The following is a 15,605-nucleotide window of genomic DNA, read 5'->3' on the forward strand; positions in this document are numbered from 1 at the left end:
TCTCTAGCGACATAAGCCCGCTAGCGAACAAGAGCCCGCATTCGACTCCAGGAGAATTTTTCGCGTGAGCGCCCCAAGCAGTGCAGACAACATCGACAGCACCACCACTTTTCGCAACGTAGCCATCGTTGCACACGTCGACCATGGCAAGACCACCCTGGTCGACGCCATGCTCCGGCAGTCAGGCGCGTTCGAGGAACGTGCCGAAGCGATCGACCGCGTCATGGACTCGGGTGACCTCGAAAAAGAAAAAGGCATCACGATCCTGGCCAAGAACACGGCCGTTCACAAGCGCAATGCCGACGGCACCATCACCGTCATCAACGTGATCGACACCCCCGGCCACGCCGACTTCGGCGGAGAGGTCGAGCGCGGCCTGTCCATGGTCGACGGCGTCGTCCTTCTCGTCGACGCATCCGAGGGCCCGCTTCCGCAGACCCGCTTCGTCCTGCGCAAGGCGCTCGCCGCCTCGCTCCCGGTGATCCTGGTCGTGAACAAGACCGACCGTCCCGACGCGCGTATCGAAGAAGTCGTCTCGGAGAGCCACGATCTGCTCCTCGACCTCGCGTCCGACCTCGACGACGAAGCGTCCGAGGCAGCCGAGCTCGCCCTCGACCTTCCTGTTCTCTACGCCTCCGGCCGTGAGGGCAAGGCGTCGCGTGTTCAGCCCGAGAACGGCAACGCGCCCGACGCCGAGAACCTCGACGAGCTGTTCGAGGTGCTGCTCAACTACGTCCCCGCTCCCAAGGGCAACGTCGACGCACCGCTGCAGGCACACGTCACCAACCTCGACGCGTCGGCCTTCCTCGGCCGCCTCGCCCTGGTGCGTATCCACAACGGCCAGCTCTCCAAGGGCCAGACCGTGAGCTGGATGCGCGAGGTCGACGGCGAGCCCGTCGTCCAGAAGGCCAAGATCACCGAGCTGCTCAACACCATCGGCGTCGAGCGCGTCCCCGGTGAGCGCGGCGTCGCAGGCGACATCGTCGCCGTCGCGGGATTCCCCGACATCATGATCGGCGACACCCTCGCCGATCTGGAGGACCCGGTCGCGCTGCCGCGCATCACCGTCGACCAGCCGGCCATCTCGGTCACCATCGGCACCAACACGAGCCCGCTCGTCGGACGCGTCAGCGGCCACAAGCTCACCTCGCGCATGGTCAAGAGCCGTCTGGACCAGGAGCTCATCGGTAACGTCTCGCTCAAGGTCCTCGACATCGGTCGCCCCGATGCCTGGGAGGTCCAGGGTCGTGGCGAGCTGGCGCTGGCCATCCTCGTCGAGCAGATGCGTCGCGAAGGCTTCGAGCTCACCGTCGGCAAGCCTCAGGTGGTCACCCAGCAGGTCGACGGCAAGCTGCACGAGCCCTTCGAAGAGCTCATGGTCGACACACCGGAGGAGTACCTCGGCGCGGTCACTCAGTTGCTCGCCGCTCGCAAGGGCAAGATGGTGCAGATGACGAACCACGGCGCAGGCTGGGTTCGCATGGAATTCATCGTTCCCTCGCGTGGCCTGATCGGTTTCCGCACCGAGTTCCTCACGGACACGCGCGGCACCGGTATCGCCAACGCCGTCTTCCACGGTTACGCACCGTGGGCCGGTGAGATCCGCGCCCGCCACACCGGTTCGCTCGTCTCGGACCGCCACGGCACCGTCACCCCGTTCGCGATGATCCAGCTGGCCGATCGCGGCACGTTCTTCGTCGAGCCGGGCGCGGACACCTACGAGGGCATGGTCGTGGGCATCAACCCGCGTCAGGAAGACCTCGACATCAACGTCACCCGCGAGAAGAAGCTGACCAACATGCGTCAGTCCTCCGCAGACGTCATGGAGACCCTGGCCAAGCCCAAGAAGCTGGATCTGGAAATGGCCATGGAGTTCTGTGCAGGCGACGAGTGCGTCGAGGTGACCCCCGAGGTCGTCCGCGTCCGCAAGGTGCACCTCGACTCCAACGAGCGCGCCCGTGAGCGTTCGCGTAGCAAGACTCGCGACAAGGCTGCTCTGTAAGACTCACTTCGTGCGGCAGAAGCGACGTGCCACCCTCGCGGTGCGCGTCGCTTCTGTCGCAGAAGGTAGCCGACTACGAAGGAGATCCTCGTTGCGCAAGGTGCTGATGCCGACGGTTCTGGTTCCTGCCATCGCTCTGGTACTCACCGCGTGCACTGCGGATCCGCCGCCCCCGATCGAGAGTGTCGAGACTCCGGTCAGCACGACGATGGTTCCGGCCGAGACCGGTGATCCGGTCGTCGTGGCCATCGACGACGTCGGTATCGGGTTCAACCCACATCTTCAGGCAGATCAGTCGCCTGCCACTGCAGCGGTGAGTTCGCTGGTGCTGCCCAGCCCGTTTCGCCCGGTCAGGAACCCCGATACCGGGGTGACCACCTGGGAGCCGGACCTGTCCTTGCTGGTCTCGGCCGAGGTGACGTCGCAGTCGCCGTTCACCATCCGCTATCAGCTGCGCAACGAGGCCCAGTGGTCCGACAGCGCACCGATCGCCGCCGAGGACTTCCGCTACCTGTGGCAGCAGATGATCACGCAGCCCGGTGTCGTCGATCCGGCGGGGTACGCCCTGATCAGCGACGTCGCGTCCTCTGGCGGTGGCAAGACTGTCGACGTGACGCTCTCGTCGCAGTATCCGGCCTGGCAGCGACTGTTCGCCGATCTGGTGCCCTCGCACCTGCTCAAGGACTCACCCGGCGGCTTCCAAGGGGGACTGACGGACAACGTGCCGGTCTCCGGCTCCCGGTTCAACATCAAGACCGTCGACCGGGGGCGGGACGAGATTCTGCTCGAACGCAACGACCGATTCTGGGACCGACCCGCATCACCCGACCAGATCCTCATCCGCCGCGGGGGAACCTCCGCTCAGCTGGCCGACTCACTGCGGTCCAGTGACGCGCAGATCGCCCAGGTTCGCGGGGGCTCGGCTCTGCGAGCTCAGCTCTCCGCAATTCCCGGAGTGCGAACCGACACCATCAGGCAGTCACGTGTGCTGTCGATGACGGTCAACGGTCGAGCTCCCAACATGTCCGATTCTGCTGTGCGGCAAGGGATATTCGGTCTTCTCGACCCGAATCTGCTGGCCACGGTCGGAGCAGGCGGCGGCGCGACGGATCTTCGGGCGGCGGCGCAGCTGTCCTCGCCGTCGGATCCCGGCTATTCCGCGACCGCTCCTGCCCCCATCGGCAGAACGGCCGCCCTCGATCTGCTCGACCGGGCCGGGTTCGTGCCGACACCCGACGCAGTGGTGACATCCACACCGAACCCGAGCGCAACGACCACCGCCGCTCCGACGACGAGCTCCGACCCGACGAGCACGGGCGCTCCGGCTCCGAGTGTCACCCGCCTCGCGGACGCGACCGGTACCGCGTTGCGGTTCGTGATCGGTGCCGTCGAGAACGACGACATCGCGCTCGCGGTCGCCGGGACCGCCGCCGACGAACTCATCGGCGCGGGCATCGACGCCACCGTCACGCCACTGCCCGCCGACGAGCTGTATTCGACGGCGTTGACCGACGGAACGGTCGACGCGGTGGTCGGGTGGACCAGCGCCGGAGTCGACCCTGCGACGGCCCTCGCCTCACGGTTCGGCTGCGTCGACGAACCGGCCGACGGCAGTGGCAACGGCGTCGAGGTGCCGCGCAACCTGTCCGGACTGTGCGTTCCGGAACTGCAACCGACGATCGACAGGGCACTGGTGAGCGGACTCGAGCCGTCCGTGGCCATCGACGACGTCGAGCCCAAGCTGTGGTCGCTGGCGTCGACGTTGCCCATCATGCAGGACTCGTCCGTGGTGGCTGCCGTTCCCGGCATCACCGGCGTCTCGCTGACCGGCCCGGTGGAGGTCGGGATCTTCTCCGACGCAACGCAGTGGATGCGGACACCCCGATGACCGAGCCCGTCGACACGAACGACAACAACACAGCGAGCAGCGGAGCCATGACGAACAAGTCGACGAGCGAGCCTTCCATCACGGAGCCTTCCATGACGGAGCCGCAGCGGATGCTCCTGGTGCATGCGCATCCGGACGACGAGACCATCACCACCGGCGGCACCATTGCTCACTACGTTCGAGCCGGGGCGGACGTCACGGTCCTCACCTGCTCACTCGGTGAGGAAGGGGAAGTGATCGGCGAGACGTGGGCCGATCTGGTCGTCGACCGTGCCGATCAGCTCGGCGGCTATCGAATTCTGGAATTGCATCGCGCTCTCGCGGCGCTGGGGTGCAACCCGCCTCGGTTCCTCGGTGGAGCCGGTCGTTGGCGAGATTCGGGAATGGCCGGTACGTCTGCTGCCCGCAAGCCGCGTGCGTTCGTCAACGCCGATCGCGACGAGGCTCTCGGAGCGCTCGTGGCGGTGATACGTGAGCTCCGACCGCAGGTGGTCGTCGGATACGACCCCGAGGGCGGCTACGGCCATCCCGATCATCAGCAGGTGCACTCGTTGGTGACCGAGGCCGTCGAGGTCTGCGGGACGGATTCCCACCCCGGGGCCGGGTCGCCCTGGGAGGTGTCGAAGTTCTACTGGACCGTCACCGGCCACGATCAGTTGCAGGCGGGACTCGCAGCCATCGAGGAGATTCCCGCGCACTGGAGAATGCCCGAGGCCGGCGAGCTACCCAGCGTTCCCGAGAACACGATCACCACCGGCATCGACATCCGCGGTGTGCTCGACGCCAAGCGCGACGCACTGCGCGCGCACGCCACTCAGGTCACCGTTGCGCCGTCGGGTAGTGAGTACGCACTGTCCAACGACATCGCCCAACCGATACTGCTTGACGAGCAGTACGTGCTCGTTCGCGGCGAACTCTGCCCCGATGAGACGGGCAGGGAGAACGACCTGTTTGCCGGCGTACTAGGCTGTGCTTCGCATCACTGAACGAACCACAGTATGAATCTCATCACAGCAGGGGCGGAACATACATGTACAACTACGTAGTGCAGGACGCAATCGTGGCGTTCGTCGATTCTCTCAAGCCGCAGTTCGGCGCACAGGCAGATCTGTACCAGTACGTTCTGGGCCAGATCGCCATGGGTGCGAGCAACTTGCTCACCTCGCTGGGATACCCGCCGGTTTCCTGAGGGCCGATGCCCGGTTTCTTGGATGCGATGCACTGAAACAACCCGGGCCAAGGCAGTATTGGGCGCATGATCTCGAAGGCCGCATCCAATACTGTCGCCCTGGTGTCCTGGGCGACCGTCGCAGTACTGGTGTTCGACGGCTTCCTGTCCGGGATTCTGTCGGTCTTCTTCCTTCCGACCTATCTCGGGTCGGTGCAATTCCCCATCAGCGCAGTGCTGGGAGGAATCGCCAACGTCGCCTTGGTCCTGGCCGCACGCAAAGTAGCGGAACGGCCGATCTGGGTGGCGTCACCGCTCTTCGGATGGCTGTTCGCAATCGTGCTGTGCATGCTCGGCGGTCCGGGCAACGACGTTCTTCTCCTCGCCGATTGGCGCACGATGCTGCTCATCGTCGCCGGTGCAGGCCCGGCGGGAGTGTTGCTGTTCATGTTCCGCATGAAGGCGATCACAGCAGGCCTGCATGCCGACCCGCATCCCGCAGCACATCCTCGATCATCGTCGGAGTCAACAGTCCGGTGAAGGTGTTTCGCTGGCTCACGTGATAGCTGGCGAACACGGTGATCGACCCCAGGTCGAGCTCGACTCCGTGCCCGAATTTCGGTGCAGGCCTGGGTATCTCCCATCCGTTGGCGGCGAGTATCGGCAGCAGGGACTGCCAGCCGAAGGCTCCGAGGACCAGCACCGACCGCAGCGTCGGACGCAGCAACCGTAATTCGTCGTCCAGCCAGGGCTTGCATCTGTCGCGCTCGGCAGGAGTCGGCTTGTTCTGCGGCGGAGCGCAGTGCACCGGTGCCGTGATGCGAACTCCGTTCAGTGTCAACCCGTCTCCGATGTGCGTGGCGGTGGGTTGGCTGGCCAGACCGACCGCGTGCATCGCGCGATAGAGAACGTCGCCGCTCCTGTCCCCGGTGAACATCCGACCGGTGCGGTTGGCGCCGTGCGCTGCCGGGGCGAGTCCGACGATCGCCATCGATGCATCGGCCGGGCCGAAGCCCGGAACTGCCTTGCCCCAATATGTTTCGTCGGCGAAGGCGGCGCGCTTGTCGGCGGCGACCTGCTCGCGCCACCGCACCAGGCGAGGGCAGGCGCGGCACCCGGACACGGCGAGGTCGAGTTCCTCGATGCTCTGCGGCCGCGTCATCTCAGGTTCGTTGCAGCCAGACGTCCCCGGCTCCGGGGGTGACGGCGTCGATCATCGCCCACGCGTTCTCGATGGGGATGTCGATCACCTCGTAATGTCCGACGCCTGCGGGAGTCGCAGCAACGATGGTCGCCACCCCGGCGCGACGCTGAAAGAACGTCTGCCGCACGGTCCAACCGATGATGCCCGCGGCTTCGAGGCTGTGGCGAGTCCTGTCGAGCGAACCGTGTCGGGTGATGAGCCAACCGGGCAGCACCGCATGGCCGAGGCCGCGGAAGCGATCGTGGGCGAGCCCGAATGCGGCAACGAACAACACCCCGAGTGCGATCCACGCCAGGACCGGGATCGGTGCACCGACGTACTGTGCAACTCCCAGGCCGGCGGCGATGACCAGCAGGGGGAGCGCTGCCCGGGTGTAGCGGCGTCGACGCGCTGCGGGTCCGTGCTGGAGCAGAGGACGATCGGCACTACCGTGCAGTCCGGCCTCGCCGAGCACGGTGGTCATCATGCGTAGCGCCTCGGCGCGTGGGGACTGGGGGAGCAGCAGCGACGATTCTTTCTTCTCGGCGCTGACGCCGGTCATGATGGCGTCCAGCCTGGCACCACCGGCCGCACGCAGCAGCAGCGGTTCGGACAGAGAGGTGCCGCGTAGCCGCTTGCGATCGAGTGTCGACTGGCGAGTGCGCAGCAGTCCGTGGCTGACATGCATGGTGCGTCCCTGGTCCGTCACCGTCAGATTGGCGTAGGTCAGCAGGTAGCGGACGCACGCGAAGACGCTCGACACGACGAGCAGTGCCATCAGCGCCACGACGACGAACATCGCGATTCCGAATCGCTCCGCTGAGTCGATGCTGTTGGAGACCACCGACGATTTCGCCAGTGTCTGCCCGAGTCCGTACTGGAACAGCACGCCGACGGCCGCAGCGATGGTGACGATGCCGGTGATGGAGAACGGCGCGAACCGCACCCACGAGAACTGCCAGTGCGCAATCTCCACGCCGGAATCCGCTGGTGCGCTGGATGTTCCGTCGGTCGTCGGAATCTGTCCCGAGACTCGCTGCAGCAGATCTTCGCGCAGTGCAGGCACCAGTGAGGTGTCGAGGGCGTTGAGCTCGAATGCCTCACCCCTGCCTGCCTGTTGGCCGGTGCCGATGCGCAGGATGGACAGACCGAGTACGCGATGTAGGACGTTCGCTTCCACGTCGACCGATCGAATTCTGTTGCGAGGAATCGAGAGCACCTTCTTCTGCAACACCCCGGTGCGCAGTTGTACGTGCACCGGGCCGATCCGGTAGCTGGTGGTGAACCACCGCAGAATCGCGAACACCACGACGACCGCGAGCAGGCCGACACTCCAGAAGTGGTTGCCGCTCTGGCTACCGACGAAGAACGAGATCAACAGCACCGGCAGAATCTTGATGCCCTCGTTCACCGGATGTACCAACAACATTCGCTTGTCCAGGCGCAGCCACGGCTGCTCCTCCTCGACGGCGAGCAGTTCTGCCTGGTACTGCGGGTCACCGGCGGTCACGTTGCGTCCCCGACGGTACGGCCGGCGATGTCGGTCAGTCGCGCGACCGTCTTGTCCGCGACATCCTGATCGAGCGCGGTGATCTTCACCGCACCCGCGGACGATGCCGTCGTGACGGTGACGGTGGCCAACCCCAACAGCCGGTCGAGCGGTCCGCGTTCGGTGTCGACGGTCTGCACCCGCGAGATCGGCGCGATGCGTCGCTCCTGGCTCAGCCAGCCGGTGCGGGTGTAGACCGCGGTGTCGCTGATCTCCCAGCGATGCACGCGGTACCGCCACTGCGGCACGACCGCGATGTGCAGGGCCGCAAGCACCACCGTCGCCGCGAGAACGGCAACGTGGGGCCACGTCGTCGCATTCGAGTCGACGACGGCCCAGACGATCTGGGCGACGAAGATCGGTAGCCACAGCAGACCGGCACTCAGAGCCCAGAGCAGGCGTGCACGCGGAGACGGTTGCCACTGTGGATCGGTCATCGTTGTCACGGGTGCAAACCTAGCCGTCCGTTCGTGCCGCGGTCGTGACGACGCGGTGCACGAACCGCAACTTCTCGTGCACCGGTTGCGGAATGGTGAAGGGATAGAGGTCGCCCTTGCCCATCGACCTGTTGACCCTGTTGAACACTCCCGAGAGGATCTGCCAGTCCTCTAGGATGTCGTCGAGATCTGCGTCGTGATAGCTCGTTCGAGGAGCGACATCGTCTCGCATTGCCCAGGCCGCCAGGTCGGCGCGCAGCATCACTCCGGACTCGGCCGCAGTGGCCAGTGTGTCGGTGATGTGCAGGTAGTGGGCGAAGCACTCCGCGAAGTCCTCCCACGGATGCATCGTGGCGTACTCCGAGATGAAACTCTGCTGCCAGTCCTCGGGTGCACCGAACTTGTAGTGACGTGCGATCGCGTCCGAGTAACTTGCGCGCTCATCGCCGAACAGCACTCGACAGTCGTCGATGAGCGGACCGTTCTCGACGAGGATGTTCTCGTAGTAGTGGCCGACCTCGTGCCGCAGATGACCGAGCATGGTCCGATACGGTTCGCGAAGCCGCACCCTCAAGGCCTCGCGGTGTGCGTCGAGGGACTCCGCCAGGTCGATGGTGATGACACCGTTGGCATGGCCGATGGTGACCTGCTGACCGGATGTGCGGGAAGACAACAGGTCGAATGCGAGGCCGCCGTCACGCTGTCGGTACGAATCGACGGGTAGGCCCAGATCCAGCAGCTGGAAGAGAAGCTGACGGAGGGAAGCGGATGCGTCGGCCAGCTTTTCGAGTGCGATCGTGTCGTCGCTCTCGGGCCTGCGGCGTATGAGACGGCCCGCCGCACACTGCCCACTGCCGGAGTCCTCGGCAACCAGCCAGTTGCACTGCCACGACCAGTTGACGCAACGGTGCCAGCGCACCCCGTCGACGACCACCTCGTCGTTCGGGATCGCCACCAGGTTTCTGGACGGGAGATGAAGGCCGAGGAGCGTCGAGCACGATGGGCAGCTCTGCGACTCGAAGGGGGCGAGTCGGCCGCAGGCCGGGCAGGCGAAAGCGCGCATGAACAGGAGCTTCCCACGATGGCGTGCGCTTTCCCGCCCGTACGAACGAGGGCGACCTGAGTCGTTACCGAATGGCGACGTTCGGATCGGCGACGGACTACCGACCCCTGCGGTGGCACGTGCGTACCAGGAAGGCGCATGATCGTTGGGTGACTTCTCTACCGGACTCCGTACCAGCTCCCTCCGCGATGCGACGAGTGTTGCGCCGCGCCCGCGACGGAGTGTCTCTCAACGTCGACGAGGCCACGGTGTTGCTGCACGCCCGTGGCGAGGATCTGAGCGATCTGATGGCGTCGGCGTCCCGGGTGCGTGATGCGGGACTCGAATCCGCAGGCCGGCCGAAGACGGTGTCGTACTCGCGAAAGGTGTTCGTACCCATCACGCGGTTGTGCCGCGACAAGTGCCACTACTGCACATTCGTGACCGTGCCGGGCAAGTTGAATGCCGCAGGCCACGGGATGTTCATGGATCCCGACGAGATCATCGACGTCGCTCGCAAGGGTGCCGCTCTCGGGTGCAAGGAAGCGCTGTTCACCCTCGGTGACCGGCCGGAGGAGCGGTGGCCGGAGGCCAAGGCGTGGCTCGACTCCCGCGGCTACGACTCGACCCTCGACTACGTGCGCGCCATGTCGATCAGGGTGCTCGAGGAGACCGGTCTGCTGCCACATCTCAACCCCGGAGTGATGTCGTGGCAGGAACTTTCGCGACTCAAGCCCGTCGCCCCGTCGATGGGCATGATGCTCGAGACCACCTCGCGTCGGTTGTTCGAGGAAAAGGGGCAGGCGCACTACGGCAGCCCCGACAAGGATCCCGAGGTTCGGCTGCGGACCTTGACCGACGCGGGTCGTCTGAACATTCCGTTCACCACCGGAATTCTGGTGGGAATCGGCGAGACGCTGCGCGACCGCGCCGAGTCGATCATGGCAATTCGTAAGGTGCACAAGTCATTCGGGCACGTGCAAGAAATCATCGTGCAGAACTTCCTGGCCAAGTCCGATACCGCGATGCGGTCGGTGCCCGATGCCGGTCTCGAAGAATTCCTGGCGACGATCGCGGTGACCCGCATGGTGGTCGGCCCGTCGATGCGGATTCAGGCCCCGCCGAACCTCGTCGCACCGGAGGAGACCGCAGCGTTGCTGGGCGCAGGCGTCGACGATTGGGGTGGCGTCTCGCCGCTCACTCCCGATCACGTCAATCCCGAGCGGCCGTGGCCGAACCTCGACACTCTCGCCGAGCTGTCGGCAACGGCCGGATACCGGTTGGTCGAGCGCACCGCCGCGCAGCCGCAGTACGTTCTCGCCGGTGCGCCGTGGATCGACCCGCGGATCTCCGCGCACGTGCGGGCCCTCGCCGATCCCGAGACCGGCATGGCGCGGGAGAACGTCAACCCGACGGGTCTGCCGTGGCAGGAGCCGGACGAGGAGTGGGAGTCCTCGGGCCGGGTCGACCTGAACACCGAGATCGACACCCAGGGCCGCAACACCGAGACTCGTTCGGATCTGGCGAATGCCTTCGGCGACTGGGAGTCCATTCGTGAGCAGGTGCGCGATCTCGCCGGGCTCGAGCGGGTGGATCGCGACCTCGTGTCGGCGTTGACGGCAGCGGAGAAGGACCCGGCCGGGTTGTCCGACGAGCAGTACCTCGCGTTGGCGACGGCCGAGGGCCCGGGCATGGATGCCGTCGCCGCGCTCGCCGACGATCTGCGCAAGCAGGTCAACGGAGACACCGTCACCTACGTGGTGAACCGGAACATCAACTTCACCAACATCTGCTACACCGGGTGCCGCTTCTGCGCGTTCGCCCAGCGCAAGGGCGACGCCGATGCCTTCACCCTGTCCACCGCCGAGGTCGCCGATCGAGCGTGGGAAGCGCACGTCGTCGGTGCGACCGAGGTCTGCATGCAGGGCGGCATCGACCCCGAACTGCCGGTGACCGGGTACGCCGATCTGGTGCGTGCGGTCAAGGCCAAGGTGCCGTCGATGCACGTGCACGCGTTCTCGCCGATGGAGATCGTCAACGGCGCGTCCCGCGGCGGTCAGTCGATCCGCGAGTGGCTCACCGAACTCCGGGCAGCCGGGCTGGACTCGATCCCGGGTACGGCCGCGGAGATCCTCGACGACGAGGTCCGCTGGGTGCTCACCAAGGGCAAGCTGCCTGCTGCCGAGTGGATCGAAGTGATCACCACCGCGCACGAGGTGGGCCTGCGGTCGAGCTCGACGATGATGTACGGCCACGTCGACAATCCGTCGCACTGGGTCGGTCACCTCAACGTGCTCAAGAAGATCCAGGACAAGACCGGTGGGTTCACCGAGTTCGTGCCGCTACCGTTCGTGCACCAGTCCTCGCCGCTGTATCTGGCCGGGGCCTCGCGACCCGGCCCGACCAACCGGGACAACCGCGCGGTGCATGCCCTGGCCAGGATCATGCTGCACGGCCGAATCGACAACATCCAGACATCGTGGGTGAAATTGGGAATCACGGGTACACAGGCGATGCTGAACGGAGGCGCGAACGATCTGGGCGGGACCCTGATGGAGGAGACGATCTCACGGATGGCGGGTTCGCAGAACGGTTCGGAGAAGACCGTCGCGGAGCTGCACGAGATCGCCGACGGCATCGGACGACCGGTTCGTCAGCGCACCACCACATACGACCCGGCCCCGGCCGTGTCGGTTGCCGGCCTGATCTGACCCTCGGGTCCCTCTTCTCGAAATGGAGCTTGTCTGACATGGACGACCGTCGCGTCGCCGCGGTGCTGAGCAGCGCCGTCGCCATCATCCATCCCGTGCTGGACATCCTGGCCACACGGGACCCGATCGGACTCAAGGGGCGGACGTTCCGCGAGTCCTCTGCGGACGATTCGACCCTCGACAACGTCATCGATTTCCTCGCGAAAGCCTTCGACACCACCGACTTCCCCGGCACCGCAGGCTGGGAGAAGCTCGACAGTGACGCTCGCTCGCAGTGGTGGGTCAATCGCATCGGTGCCCTCAACACCGTTGCCGTCGCATTTCCCGGTGTGTTCGGCATCCTGGTCAACCGGCTGCCGATCCAGGATCTGCTCGGGTTCGCCAACCAGGCGATGGTGCTCGTGGCCGTGGCGCGCGAATCGGGTGTGACCGACCGCGAGACGCACGTGGAGCTGCTCGGATCGGTGCTGTGCAAGCGTGATCTGACGTCCCTGGCCGACAGTGCTCCGGCGAAGAAGGAAGAGTCCCCCAAGTCGGGTCCGTTCGCGTTGCTGCGCGGCATGTGGCAGATCGCGAACGTGCTGCGCGACGTCGCCGGTGAGTTGGAGAAGCGTCCGCATCCTCGTGGGGTCTACCGCGTCCTCGGTGCCATCCCGCTCGTCGGCGGTGTCGCCGGATATCTCGGCGAGCGCGGCGCTCTCTCGCGTGCTGCGAAACAGGGACGTAAGTGGCTCGCCGCCCACCGTAAGGCCGCTGCCATCGGCGAAAGCTCACCGGCGAAGCGACTGCGGGGATAGCCGCCCGAGCCAGGTGAGGTCACCCTGCTCGGTTTGGCTCAGGTTCGGACGGCGATACTAGGATGCTCAGGGCGCGCGAGCGCCCACGATCGATACAGGAGGGGAGAGCAGCAGTGACTTACTCGATTGCAGAACCGTGCGTAGATGTACTGGACAAAGCGTGCATCGAAGAGTGCCCGGTGGATTGCATCTACGAGGGTAACCGAATGCTGTACATCCACCCCGACGAATGCGTCGACTGCGGAGCCTGCGAGCCGGTGTGCCCCGTCGAGGCCATTTTCTACGAGGACGACGTTCCCGAGCAGTGGAGCGCGTACGTCGGTGCCAATGTCGACTTCTTCGACGACCTGGGATCTCCCGGCGGAGCGGCGAAGCTCGGCAAGACCGACTACGACCCTCCCTTCATCAAGGCTCTGCCTCCCATGGGCGAGAACTGACGATCTTGGTGCGCACAGCGGTGGCAGCGGGGCTGCCCGATTTTCCATGGGACTCGCTGACCGCCGCCAAGGAGAAGGCCTCGGCTCATCCGGACGGCATCGTCAATCTGTCGGTCGGTACACCGGTGGATCCGGTCGCAGAGGTGATCCGTGCAGCGCTGAATTCTGTTGCGGATGAACCCGGTTACCCGACGACCGTCGGCACCGTGGCGCTGCGGGAGGCCGCGGTGGCGGCGCTCGAGCGCCGCTACTCCATCACCGGCATTTCGACCGACGCAGTGTTGCCCGCCATCGGCACCAAGGAAATGATCGCCTGGCTGCCGACTCTTCTCGGCCTGGGGCCCGACGACCTGGTCGTCATCCCCGAATTGGCATATCCCACATACGAAGTGGGGGCGCTGCTCGCAGGGTCGCGAACGATCCGGGCCGACGGCCTCAATCGACTGGGGCCCGAGCGTGCGTCGCTGATCTTCGTCAACTCACCGTCCAACCCGACCGGCAAGGTGCTCGGAGTCGATCACCTGCGCAAGGTCGTCGATTGGGCCCGTGAACGTGACGCGATCGTCGTCTCGGACGAGTGCTACCTCGGTCTGACGTGGGATGCCGACGCCGTATCCGTCCTCGATCCGCGTGTGTGCGACGGTGATCACACGAATCTCCTTGCCGTGCATTCGCTTTCGAAGACCTCGAACCTGGCCAGCTACCGCGCCGGCTTCGTCACCGGAGATGCCTCCCTCGTCGCCGAGCTGCTCGAGGTGCGCAAGCACGCAGGCATGATGGTGCCGTTGCCGATCCAGGCCGCCATGACCGCCGCACTGGCCGACGACGAGCACGAGAACATCCAGCGCGAGCGATACCGCGCCCGTCGAACGACTCTGAAGGCGGCCGTCGAGGCAGCGGGATTCACCGTCGACCACTCCGAGGCCGGGCTCTACCTCTGGGCTACGCGGGGCGAACCGTGCCGCGACACCGTCGACTGGCTCGCCGAACGCGGAATCCTCGCCGCCCCCGGGGAGTTCTACGGTCCCGACGGTGCCCACCACGTGCGCATCGCACTGACGGCCACGGACGAGCGCATCGAGGCTGCGGCCGGTCGCCTGCGCGGGTAGTCGGGTTTCTCTGGTGCGCTGAGCGTCCACTATTCGGCCCGTCGAGCGGGATCCCGTTTCTCGACTCGAATTGTGGACACTCACGTCGGTTGGCTCCCGCTCCGCCGGGGTGTTCTCATATAGCCGTGACCCTCAGCCTGCTGCTCAGCTTCGCCGGTGTGTGCTTCCTGCTGGCGATTCTGCCCGGGCCCGATTCGTTTCTGGTGCTTCGCTACAGCATCGGCGGCCTCAAGCCCGGCATCGCCGCAGCGATGGGCGTCGCGATCGGTGGACTGTTCTGGGCCGTGCTGGTGGCCGTCGGGCTGGCGGCGATCGTCGAGCAGTCTGCGACGGCATATCGAGTGGTCAAGGTCCTCGGCGGCCTGTACCTGCTGTATCTGGGCGTCAAGGCTTTCCGGGCTCGACGGAGGAACAAGGTGGCCGGCGAGCCGCTCGTGCCGGTCGCTGCGTCCGCGTGGTCGGCGTTCGGCGCCGGAGTTCTCTCGTGCGCGCTCAACCCCAAGGTGGGATTGTTCTACCTCGCGGTGGTGCCGCAGTTCCTCACCGAGGTCACGTTCACCGGTGCCATGACGCTCGGTCTGGTCGAGGTGGTTGTCGCCGCGCTGGTGATGGGAGTGTTCTCCGTTCTCGCCTCACGCGCGGTCGCGCTGTTGCGCAAGCCCGCGGTGACCGACTGGATCGACCGGATCAGCGCCGGAATCCTGGTCGCACTCGGTATCGGAACCGTCGCGTCCTCGGCCTAGATCTCGCAAACGCGCGCGCACTTGCCATACGCGCGCAGAATCGTGACGCGAAACCGCTCGCGTTCAGCAAACGCGCGCGCGTTTGCGAGGACCAGAGGTGCCGCGTGGATCACGGCTCGAGGTCCGGCTCGCCCACATCCCAGCCGCCGCGTCGGATACGCAGGATGTAGACCAGCTCGTTGCTGCCGAACGCCTCGACGGTGGTGAAGCGTTTGGGTTCGGTGTTGACCTCGGGATTGCGTGCGTGAGCTTCCTCGTAGAGCTGAGTGGCTCGAAGATCGGCCAATTCCACTCGGGTCCAGAAGTCGTCGGACTGCACCGAGTAGACCAGCCGTGGTGCGCCGTCGGTGACGTGCGCGATATCGATGTCGTCGTCATCGTCCGAATCGGAGTCGTCCAGGTCCAGGTCGAGGTCGTCCTCGGAATCCGTGTCCTGCTCTGCGTCGGTTCCGATCAGATAGACACCCGCCTGCAGGTCACCGGCGGCGACCGTCATGTACTCGGCGTAGTCGCCGGTGTCGATTCCGTCCACGTCCATG

The 15,605-nt window shown here is 65.7% G+C and carries 15 protein-coding genes; 10 read left to right on the forward strand and 5 right to left on the reverse strand.

What is annotated here, in order from left to right:
* Positions 1 to 64: 64 nt before the first annotated feature.
* The 5 genes from typA (at position 65) to ABZ677_RS22865 (ending at position 5,598) form a co-directional block, all read left to right on the forward strand.
* On the forward strand, positions 65 to 2,002 hold the full coding sequence (typA, locus tag ABZ677_RS22845) for a translational GTPase TypA (RefSeq protein WP_037191470.1): 1,938 nt from the start codon (positions 65 to 67) through the stop codon (positions 2,000 to 2,002).
* Between the two features lie 106 nt (positions 2,003 to 2,108).
* The gene (locus ABZ677_RS22850) at positions 2,109 to 3,890 is read left to right on the forward strand and encodes an ABC transporter family substrate-binding protein (protein WP_358373580.1); all 1,782 of its coding nucleotides are present in this window, start codon (positions 2,109 to 2,111) and stop codon (positions 3,888 to 3,890) included.
* A 92-nt stretch (positions 3,891 to 3,982) separates the two neighbouring features.
* Positions 3,983 to 4,876: an N-acetyl-1-D-myo-inositol-2-amino-2-deoxy-alpha-D-glucopyranoside deacetylase gene (gene mshB / locus ABZ677_RS22855; RefSeq protein ID WP_358373522.1), complete on the forward strand. Its 894-nt coding sequence runs from the start codon at positions 3,983 to 3,985 to the stop codon at positions 4,874 to 4,876.
* 44 nt (positions 4,877 to 4,920) lie between these two features.
* Positions 4,921 to 5,079, forward strand: coding sequence for a hypothetical protein (locus ABZ677_RS22860; protein ID WP_176460714.1), 159 nt, complete (start codon positions 4,921 to 4,923; stop codon positions 5,077 to 5,079).
* Positions 5,080 to 5,145: 66 nt separating this feature from the next.
* Entirely contained in the window at positions 5,146 to 5,598 is a 453-nt protein-coding gene (locus ABZ677_RS22865; RefSeq protein WP_037191473.1) for a hypothetical protein, read from the forward strand.
* Here the strand turns inward: ABZ677_RS22865 and ABZ677_RS22870 are convergent.
* The 4 genes from ABZ677_RS22870 to ABZ677_RS22885 all read right to left on the reverse strand — a co-directional run bounded on the left by ABZ677_RS22870 (position 5,525) and on the right by ABZ677_RS22885 (position 9,290).
* Positions 5,525 to 6,220 (reverse strand): uracil-DNA glycosylase, encoded by a 696-nt coding sequence (locus ABZ677_RS22870; protein ID WP_358373526.1) that lies wholly within the window; start codon positions 6,218 to 6,220, stop codon positions 5,525 to 5,527. The two genes, ABZ677_RS22865 and ABZ677_RS22870, sit on opposite strands and share 74 nt — an antisense overlap.
* A gap of 1 nt (position 6,221) precedes the next feature.
* Positions 6,222 to 7,670 (reverse strand): PH domain-containing protein, encoded by a 1,449-nt coding sequence (locus ABZ677_RS22875; RefSeq protein WP_358373583.1) that lies wholly within the window; start codon positions 7,668 to 7,670, stop codon positions 6,222 to 6,224.
* Positions 7,671 to 7,747: 77 nt separating this feature from the next.
* Positions 7,748 to 8,227, reverse strand: coding sequence for a PH domain-containing protein (locus ABZ677_RS22880; protein WP_037191476.1), 480 nt, complete (start codon positions 8,225 to 8,227; stop codon positions 7,748 to 7,750).
* Positions 8,228 to 8,246: 19 nt separating this feature from the next.
* A complete protein-coding gene (locus ABZ677_RS22885; protein ID WP_358373528.1) occupies positions 8,247 to 9,290 on the reverse strand; it encodes a putative zinc-binding metallopeptidase in 1,044 nt (347 codons plus the stop codon).
* A 71-nt stretch (positions 9,291 to 9,361) separates the two neighbouring features.
* On the opposite strand from ABZ677_RS22885, the gene ABZ677_RS22890 reads away from it, so the two are divergent.
* The 5 genes from ABZ677_RS22890 (at position 9,362) to ABZ677_RS22910 (ending at position 15,066) form a co-directional block, all read left to right on the forward strand.
* Positions 9,362 to 11,980 (forward strand): bifunctional FO biosynthesis protein CofGH, encoded by a 2,619-nt coding sequence (locus ABZ677_RS22890; protein ID WP_358373586.1) that lies wholly within the window; start codon positions 9,362 to 9,364, stop codon positions 11,978 to 11,980.
* Positions 11,981 to 12,018: 38 nt separating this feature from the next.
* A complete protein-coding gene (locus tag ABZ677_RS22895) occupies positions 12,019 to 12,777 on the forward strand; it encodes a hypothetical protein (protein ID WP_358373531.1) in 759 nt (252 codons plus the stop codon).
* Positions 12,778 to 12,890: 113 nt separating this feature from the next.
* Positions 12,891 to 13,214, forward strand: a complete 324-nt coding sequence (gene fdxA / locus ABZ677_RS22900; RefSeq protein WP_008714223.1) for a ferredoxin — start codon at positions 12,891 to 12,893, stop codon at positions 13,212 to 13,214.
* A 5-nt stretch (positions 13,215 to 13,219) separates the two neighbouring features.
* Complete coding sequence (dapC, locus tag ABZ677_RS22905; protein WP_037191481.1) at positions 13,220 to 14,323, forward strand: succinyldiaminopimelate transaminase; 1,104 nt, start codon at positions 13,220 to 13,222, stop codon at positions 14,321 to 14,323.
* A 125-nt stretch (positions 14,324 to 14,448) separates the two neighbouring features.
* Entirely contained in the window at positions 14,449 to 15,066 is a 618-nt protein-coding gene (locus ABZ677_RS22910; RefSeq protein WP_358373536.1) for a LysE family translocator, read from the forward strand.
* A gap of 109 nt (positions 15,067 to 15,175) precedes the next feature.
* Here the strand turns inward: ABZ677_RS22910 and ABZ677_RS22915 are convergent, their stop codons facing one another.
* Positions 15,176 to 15,604: a hypothetical protein gene (locus tag ABZ677_RS22915; RefSeq protein ID WP_037191484.1), complete on the reverse strand. Its 429-nt coding sequence runs from the start codon at positions 15,602 to 15,604 to the stop codon at positions 15,176 to 15,178.
* Between the last annotated feature and the right edge of the window lies 1 nt (position 15,605).

It is taken from the genome of Rhodococcus sp. NPDC006774 (assembly GCF_040636045.1).
Classification (GTDB): domain Bacteria; phylum Actinomycetota; class Actinomycetes; order Mycobacteriales; family Mycobacteriaceae; genus Rhodococcoides.

Coding starts and splice junctions, on each gene's coding strand:
- mshB (WP_358373522.1), top strand. CDS start 3,983: ATGACGGAGCCGCAGCGGATGCTCCTGGTGCATGCGCATCCGGACGAC.
- ABZ677_RS22860 (WP_176460714.1), top strand. CDS start 4,921: ATGTACAACTACGTAGTGCAGGACGCAATCGTGGCGTTCGTCGATTCT.
- ABZ677_RS22890 (WP_358373586.1), top strand. CDS start 9,362: ATGGCGACGTTCGGATCGGCGACGGACTACCGACCCCTGCGGTGGCAC.
- ABZ677_RS22850 (WP_358373580.1), top strand. CDS start 2,109: ATGCCGACGGTTCTGGTTCCTGCCATCGCTCTGGTACTCACCGCGTGC.
- ABZ677_RS22865 (WP_037191473.1), top strand. CDS start 5,146: ATGATCTCGAAGGCCGCATCCAATACTGTCGCCCTGGTGTCCTGGGCG.
- ABZ677_RS22895 (WP_358373531.1), top strand. CDS start 12,019: ATGGACGACCGTCGCGTCGCCGCGGTGCTGAGCAGCGCCGTCGCCATC.
- ABZ677_RS22885 (WP_358373528.1), bottom strand. CDS start 9,290: ATGCGCGCTTTCGCCTGCCCGGCCTGCGGCCGACTCGCCCCCTTCGAG.
- ABZ677_RS22875 (WP_358373583.1), bottom strand. CDS start 7,670: ATGTTGTTGGTACATCCGGTGAACGAGGGCATCAAGATTCTGCCGGTG.
- ABZ677_RS22880 (WP_037191476.1), bottom strand. CDS start 8,227: ATGACCGATCCACAGTGGCAACCGTCTCCGCGTGCACGCCTGCTCTGG.
- ABZ677_RS22915 (WP_037191484.1), bottom strand. CDS start 15,604: ATGGACGTGGACGGAATCGACACCGGCGACTACGCCGAGTACATGACG.
- ABZ677_RS22870 (WP_358373526.1), bottom strand. CDS start 6,220: ATGACGCGGCCGCAGAGCATCGAGGAACTCGACCTCGCCGTGTCCGGG.